This window comes from Streptomyces sp. NPDC015130, assembly GCF_043080005.1.
In the GTDB taxonomy this organism is placed as follows: Bacteria; Actinomycetota; Actinomycetes; order Streptomycetales; family Streptomycetaceae; genus Streptomyces.
This window is the reverse complement of record NZ_JBIBVC010000024.1, coordinates 84,465-90,921: the sequence shown is the minus strand read 5'-3', so window position 1 is coordinate 90,921 and position 6,457 is coordinate 84,465. Positions and strand designations below refer to the sequence as shown.

Annotated in this window: 4 protein-coding genes; all 4 read left to right on the top strand. The window is 71.6% G+C overall.

The annotated features are described in order from the left end of the window. Window positions 1-127 precede the first annotated feature (127 nt). The 4 genes from ACF08F_RS34960 to ACF08F_RS34945 all read left to right on the top strand — a co-directional run bounded on the left by ACF08F_RS34960 (window position 128) and on the right by ACF08F_RS34945 (window position 6,452). Window positions 128-661, top strand: a complete 534-nt coding sequence (locus tag ACF08F_RS34960; RefSeq protein ID WP_392302575.1) for a hypothetical protein — start codon at window positions 128-130, stop codon at window positions 659-661. 218 nt (window positions 662-879) lie between these two features. Next, on the top strand, window positions 880-1,056 hold the full coding sequence (locus ACF08F_RS34955) for a hypothetical protein (RefSeq protein ID WP_392302574.1): 177 nt from the start codon (window positions 880-882) through the stop codon (window positions 1,054-1,056). A gap of 15 nt (window positions 1,057-1,071) precedes the next feature. Further along, a complete protein-coding gene (locus ACF08F_RS34950) occupies window positions 1,072-5,553 on the top strand; it encodes a hypothetical protein (RefSeq protein WP_392302573.1) in 4,482 nt (1,493 codons plus the stop codon). Continuing rightward, on the top strand, window positions 5,550-6,452 hold the full coding sequence (locus tag ACF08F_RS34945; RefSeq protein ID WP_392302572.1) for a phage distal tail protein: 903 nt from the start codon (window positions 5,550-5,552) through the stop codon (window positions 6,450-6,452). Before ACF08F_RS34950 ends, ACF08F_RS34945 begins: the two co-directional genes overlap by 4 nt. The last annotated feature ends 5 nt before the right edge of the window (window positions 6,453-6,457 follow it).

Below are 6,457 nucleotides of genomic sequence, written 5' to 3'. Positions count from 1 at the left end.
TCCCGGCCTCCCCGTAACCCGCGCGCCCGCCCCTCATGCCCCTGGCTGGGCCGCCCCGGAGCGTTCGGGAAGGGGCGCCCCGCGGGCGCCCGGCCAGGCCCCTCCCCCCTTCCCACCGGAGAACCCCATGCCGAAGACCACCGACACCACCACCACCCCGCCGCCGGCCGCCGTCGCCCGCGACCCGCACTGGGCCGCCAAGCTGGAACGGCTCCGCGCCCGAAAGCCGGCCACCCAGACGCTGACGATCTGCGACGACGCCACCGTCCGCCAGAACCTCGCCCAGGCCAAGACCGAGCACGACACCGCCGTGGCGTACGGCAACGAGGACTCCCAGAAGACCACCGCCCAAGCGCTCGAGGCCGCGCAGGCCGCATTCGACGAGGCGGCGATCGTCCTCACCTTCCAGGCCCTGCCCAGCCCCGCCTTCCAGGCACTGAAGGAAGCACACCCGCCGACGGAGAAGCAGGCCGAAGACGACCAGGCCATCAACCTCGACACCATCGGACCCGAGCTCGTCTCCCAGTCCTCTCTCGACGGACTCACCCCCGAGGACGCGGCCCACTTCCTCGAAAGCTGGGGCACCGGGGAAGCCACCCAGCTCTTCATGACCGCCTGGAACGTACAGAACCACGTCAGGTCTGACCTGGGAAAAGGCTGATCCATGACGAGCGTCTGCGCGCCGACCTTGAGCTATGCGACCGGTGGGGGATACCCCACTCGCAGTTCCTCGGCGGCGACGGCCGGTGGACCGCCCGCGACCGGGAGAAGGCCCGCGCCTACCTCGACTACCAGGCCAGCCTCTGCCCCTCCTGCCGCACCCGCTACGACGAGTGGGACCACGGCCACGACGGCGAGGAAGACGCCTACGAGGTCACCGTGCAGCGGTGCGTCGGCTGCCAGGTCATCGCCGACAAGCAGGACGAGCTCCAGCGTTCCGGCACCGACCCGCACGGCCTCAAGGTCGGGCTCCTGCCCGCCTCCGTGAAAGCCGCGCTCGACGCACAAAAGAGCCTGCTGCGGCGCAGGCGCCACGAAGACGACGAAGACGAGTAGAGGGAGGTGGCCCCGGTGGCCCAGTGGAACCTGTCGGTCGACCTCCGCGGCCGCGGCAGCCACCTCGCCCGCGCGCTCCGCGACAACGCCCGCAACGCCCGGGACCTCGCCGACGCCACCCGTACCGCACAGGGGGCGGTACGGGACCTGAACCGCGAGCGCCTCGGCGGGCTGATCGGCGGAACCAACCGGGCCGCCCGCCGCATGCGGGACCTCGCCCGCGAGATCGGTAACGTCGAACGCCGTCTCGACGGCCTCTCCAACGACATCCGTATCGCGATCCGCCTCGACGACCAGTCCGGCGAAGCAGTCCAGGCGCTGCGCGCCGTCGACCTGGCCGCGAACGACACCGCCCGGTCCCTGGCCGTCCTGCGGCGCCGTGCGCTGCGGACCGCGTCGGCGTTCGACCGCCTCGGCGACCGCGCCCGCGCCGCCGCCGGCGACGTCGAACTCCTCGGGCTGAGCGCCCGTACCGCGGAAGGCCACCTCGCGACGCTCGACGCGCGCGCCGCAGCCTTCACCAACACCAGCCGCGACCTCGGATCCGTCCTTGGCACCGTCAACGGCCACCTCGACCAGATTCAGGACCGGATGGCCGGCGCCAGCTCTGCGACCGCGTCCGCCGCCGCGTCGAAGAAGAACCTTCTGATCGTCGCCGGTCTCCTCGCGACCGCGCTCGCCCCGATCGCCTCCACCCTTGTGCCGATCGCCGCCGGCCTCACCGCTGCCGGTGTGGGCCTCGGCGTGTTCGGTGCCGCCATCGCAGGCCAGATCAAGGCCATGAGCGACGCGGCTGAGGCCCAGACGAAGTACGAGGACGCCGTCGCCGAGTACGGCGCCACCTCCACCGAAGCCGCCGAGGCCGACCTCGCCCGGGCCCGGATCCTGAAGAAGATGCCGCCCGCCACCCGGGAGGCCGCGGCCGCCTACGAGAACCTCACCGACGAGTACAAGGCGTGGTCCGACGGCCTCGCCGGCGACACCATGCCCGTGGCCATCAAGACCATGGGCCTGTTCTCCCAGTCTCTGGGCAAGGCCAGCCCCCTCGTCCGCGGCGTCGCCAACGAGACCTCCCACTTCCTTGACGTCCTCGCCGGCGGCATGCAGACCAGCGAGTTCGACAAGTTCATGGAGGACTTCACCACCTTCACCATCAGCACCCTGAGCAAGGCCACCACCGGCATCGTCCACTTCACCCGTGCCCTGAAGAGCGGCGACGGCGGCTCCGACGTCCGCGAGTTCCTCGACTACGCCCGCAAGGTCGCCCCGCAGGTCGCCGACACCCTGCGCGAACTGATCCGCGTCGTCGCGCGGGTCGGGGCCGCCGCAGCCGAGGCAGGCATCGGGATGCTCACCGTCGTCAACGCCCTCGCCCGCCTGGTCAACGCCATCCCCGTCGACACCCTCGCCCTGCTGCTGCAGCTCGCCTTCGCGTTCAAGGCCGTCCAGCTCGCGGGCGCCGGACTGGCCGCCGTCGCAGGCGTCCTCGCCGTGGTCACCGGTGCCATCAGCAGCTTCGTCCGGGCCGCCCGCTTCGGCGGCGTCGCCTCCGCCATCGCAGGCGTCACCCAGCAGCTGACCCGCATGCAGCGCCTCACCATCGGCCTCGGCGTCCTCGCCGGCGCCGCCCTCGCCATCAACGCCCTCGCCAAGGCCTCGCGCGGCGCGCCGCCGGACGTCGACCGCCTCACCACGAGCCTGAAAAACCTCGCCCTCAGCGGCAAGGCCACCGGCGAGCTCCACAAGACGTTCGGCGGCCTCGACAACCTCGTCACCAAGCTGCGCGAGTTCAGGAAGGAATCCAAGAAACTCGAGGAGATGGAAGAGGGCGGCGCCACAGGACTGGGCCGCGTCCCGCTCCTGGACGACTTCGGCGAGTGGCTCGGCGACAAGCTCCGCGACATCCGGGACGGCAAGGAGTCCGTCAACGCGCTCAAGGAAGACTTCGCCGCCCTCGACAAGTCCTTCGCCAACCTCGCGACCTCCGGCCAAGCCGACGTCGCCGCCGCCTCCTTCAACGCGATCACCGACGCGGCGAAGCGGCAGGGCGTCAGCCTTCAGGACGTCAAAGCCGTGATGCCCAGCTACCAGGCAGCGCTCGCCGACCTCAAGGCCGAGCAGCAGCTCGCCGCCGCCGGCATGGGCACCTTCGGCCGCCAGGCCCTGGACACCAAGGCCAAGCTGGACGCACAGAAAGTCAGCGCGGACGCCCTGCGGCAGTCCGTGCAGGCCCTCAACGACACCAACCGCGCAGCGCTCGGCGGCATGATCGGCTTCGAGCAGGCCATCGACGACGCCGCCGAAGCCGCGAAGAAGAACGCCGGCGCGCTCACCATGACCGGCGGCACGCTCGACCTGAACAGCCAGAAGGCCCGCGACGCCTCGACTGCCCTGCAGAACCTGGCCACCAAGACCGACGAGGCCGCGAACGCAGCTCGCACGGCCAACGCCCCCTGGTCCGAGGTCAACGCCATCTACGGCCGCGGCCGCAGCCAGATCATCGAACTCGGGCAGGCCATGGGACTGACCCGGCCCCAGGCCGAGCAGCTCGCCAAGTCACTCCTGACCATCCCGACAGAGGTCGCAACCAAGGTCCAGATGGACCGCGACGACGCGCTCGCCGGCCTCAACGAGGTCATCAAGAAGATCGAGGAGACCCCCGGCGCCAAGGAGGTCAAGGTCTCCGCGCTCACGTCGGAGGCCATGTCCCTCCTCGGCGACCTCGGCTACCGCACCGAGCGGCTCCCCAACGGCGAGATCTCGGTGAGCGCCCTCGTCGGCAACGCCCTGAGCGGCCTCGGGCAGGTCAAGGCGGCCCGCGACGCCCTGGAAGACCGCACCATCACCATCACCACCTACCGGCGCACCATCACCACCAACGAACTCGGCCGCCCCCAGCAGGGCGAGGGCAACGTGTCAAAGTTCGCCCACGGCGGCATCGCCCGCGCGGCGAACGGCCTGTTCGTCCCCGGCTACGCCCCGCGCCGCGACACCGTGCCCGCGATCCTCTCCCCGGGCGAAGGCGTCCTCGTCCCCGAGACCGTCCGCCAGCTCGGCGCGCTCTCCGGCCTGGGCGGCCCCGGCATCATCAAGGCCCTCAACGCCTGGGGCCGCTACGGCACCAGCATGCGGTTCGCCGAAGGCGGCACCGTCCCCGCCGTCCCCGGTGCTGGGGCGCCGCGCGCGTTCGCGTCCGGCGGTTTCGTCTACACCCCTACCGCCCCCAACACCCTGCGGCGCGACGTCGGCGCCGTCCAGGACCGGTACGGCGCCGCACACCAGCCCATCACCCGCGACGACTACAACAAGGCGCTACGGGCGCGCGCGAACGCCGTCGACCGGCTCCGTATCGCGGAGGCCAGGCTCCGCAGCGTCCGCAGCGACCGCCGCTCCTCACGCGCGGAGATCGAGGCCGCCGAGCGGCAGGTCGCCGTCTCCCGCCGCACCCTCACCACCGCCACCGAGGCCGCGACGAAGGCCGAGCAGCGCTACCGGCAGGTGTTCTCCCTCACCGACTGGTCCAAGACCCTCAAGGACGCCGTCAAGGCCAACAACGCCTGGGAAGCGAACCTCAAGAAGATCGCCTCCCGGGGCGGCGCGGACATCGTCGGCATGCTCCGCGACCTCGGAGAAGAAGGCGCCCAGATGGTCGCCGCCCTCGCCGGGGCCACCAAGAAGCAGTTCGACGAGATCGTGGCGAACCTGCGCAAGCTCGGCCCGACCGCCAAGGCCTCCCTCGCCGACTTCACCTCCCAGCTCAACAAGGCGAACAAGACCAACGGCGACTTCCAGAAAAACCTCGCCAAGCTCGCCGCCATGGGCTACGGCGACCTCGCCGGCATGCTCGCCGCCCAGGGCGACGACGCCGCCGTCAAGCTCGCGGCCGACGCCGTCAAGGACAAGGCGAAGGCCGACTCCGCGAACCGGGCGGCCAAGACCAACCAGGCCCAGCTCTCCCAGGACGAACTCGCCACCCTCCTGCAGATCATCGCCGCGGTGAGGACGTCCAAGACCGGCATCCACGACGTCGCCAACGTCACCGGCCTCGGCGAGGACGAGATCATCAACCTCGCCAACAAGGCGAACGCCCAGCTCAAGACCGCCCTCGGCACCCGCGCCACCCGGCTCCTCGCCGACCTGGCCCGCGCAAACAAGGGCCTCTCCTACGCCAACGGCGGCATCCGCGAAGGCATCTACGCAACCCGCGCCGGAGCCGTCACCTTCGCCGAACCCTCCACCGGCGGCGAAGCGTACGTGCCCCTCGGCTCCCACAAGCGGGCCCGCGCGCTGCCGGTCCTCGCCGAAGCCGCCCGCCGCCACGGTCTCGGCCTCGTCGACGCCCGCGCCGGACAGCAGGTCGTCGTCGTCCGCGAGGCAGGCGACACCTACAACGTGCCGATCCAGGCGACATACCCCGGCGCGAGCGCCGCAGAGATCCAGTCGACGTTCGAGCGGCAGGCCCGCCGGGCCCGCCGAGGGGGAGTGGCACACCGATGACCGACCCGACCCTCATCAACGGGCAGCTCGACCTCGCCGGCGTCGTCATCGGCGCCGACACCGACGTCCAGGTCCGCGACATCATCGGCCTCGGCCGGCCGCCCGTCCGCGACAACGACGCCGACCAGCCGTCCCTCGACGGCGCCTGGCCCGGCCCGGACTACTACGCCGCGCGCCCCGTGCAGATCGACGCCGCGATCCGTACCCCCGGCGACCGGGCCGCCGCTCTCGACGTCCTCGCCGCCCTCCAGCAGCCCGCCCACGCCGCGGCCGTACGCCTGACGGCGGGCACCACCCAGTCCCTGCGCATCGCCTGGCAGGGCCGCCCGACCAAGAGGCTTTTCGGCCGCCTGCGCCGCCTCGACCCCGACGTCACCCAGTCCAAGCACGGCTTCATCCCCCTCGACATCGAATTCCTTGCCACCGACCCGCTCTGGTACGCCGACACCGAGACCGTCGAAGAGATCCCCCTCGGTTGGCTCACCGGCGGCGGGTTCGCCGCCCCGGTCATCGCCCCCGTCTACGTCCAGGACGGCACCGTCGCCGCCGACCGGCCCGGCTGGGTCACCAACGCCGGCACCACCGACACATGGCCGATCATCCGGATCACCGGCCCGTGCACGCAGGTCACCGTCACCCACGTCCCCACCGGCCGCACCCTCCAGCTCCCCACCCTCGCCCTCACCGCCGGCCAGTGGGTCGACATCGACACCCGGCCCGGCTACCGCACCGTCACCCGCGAAACCGGCGGCAACGCCCTCTCCGCCCTCGCACCGGCCTCCCGAATCGACCAGTTCTCCCTGCCGCCCGGCCAGTCCGAGATGCGCTGGACCGCCTTCGACTCCACCAACACCGCCCGCCTGCGCCTGACCTGGCGCGACGCCTACACCGCCCTCTGAGGAGA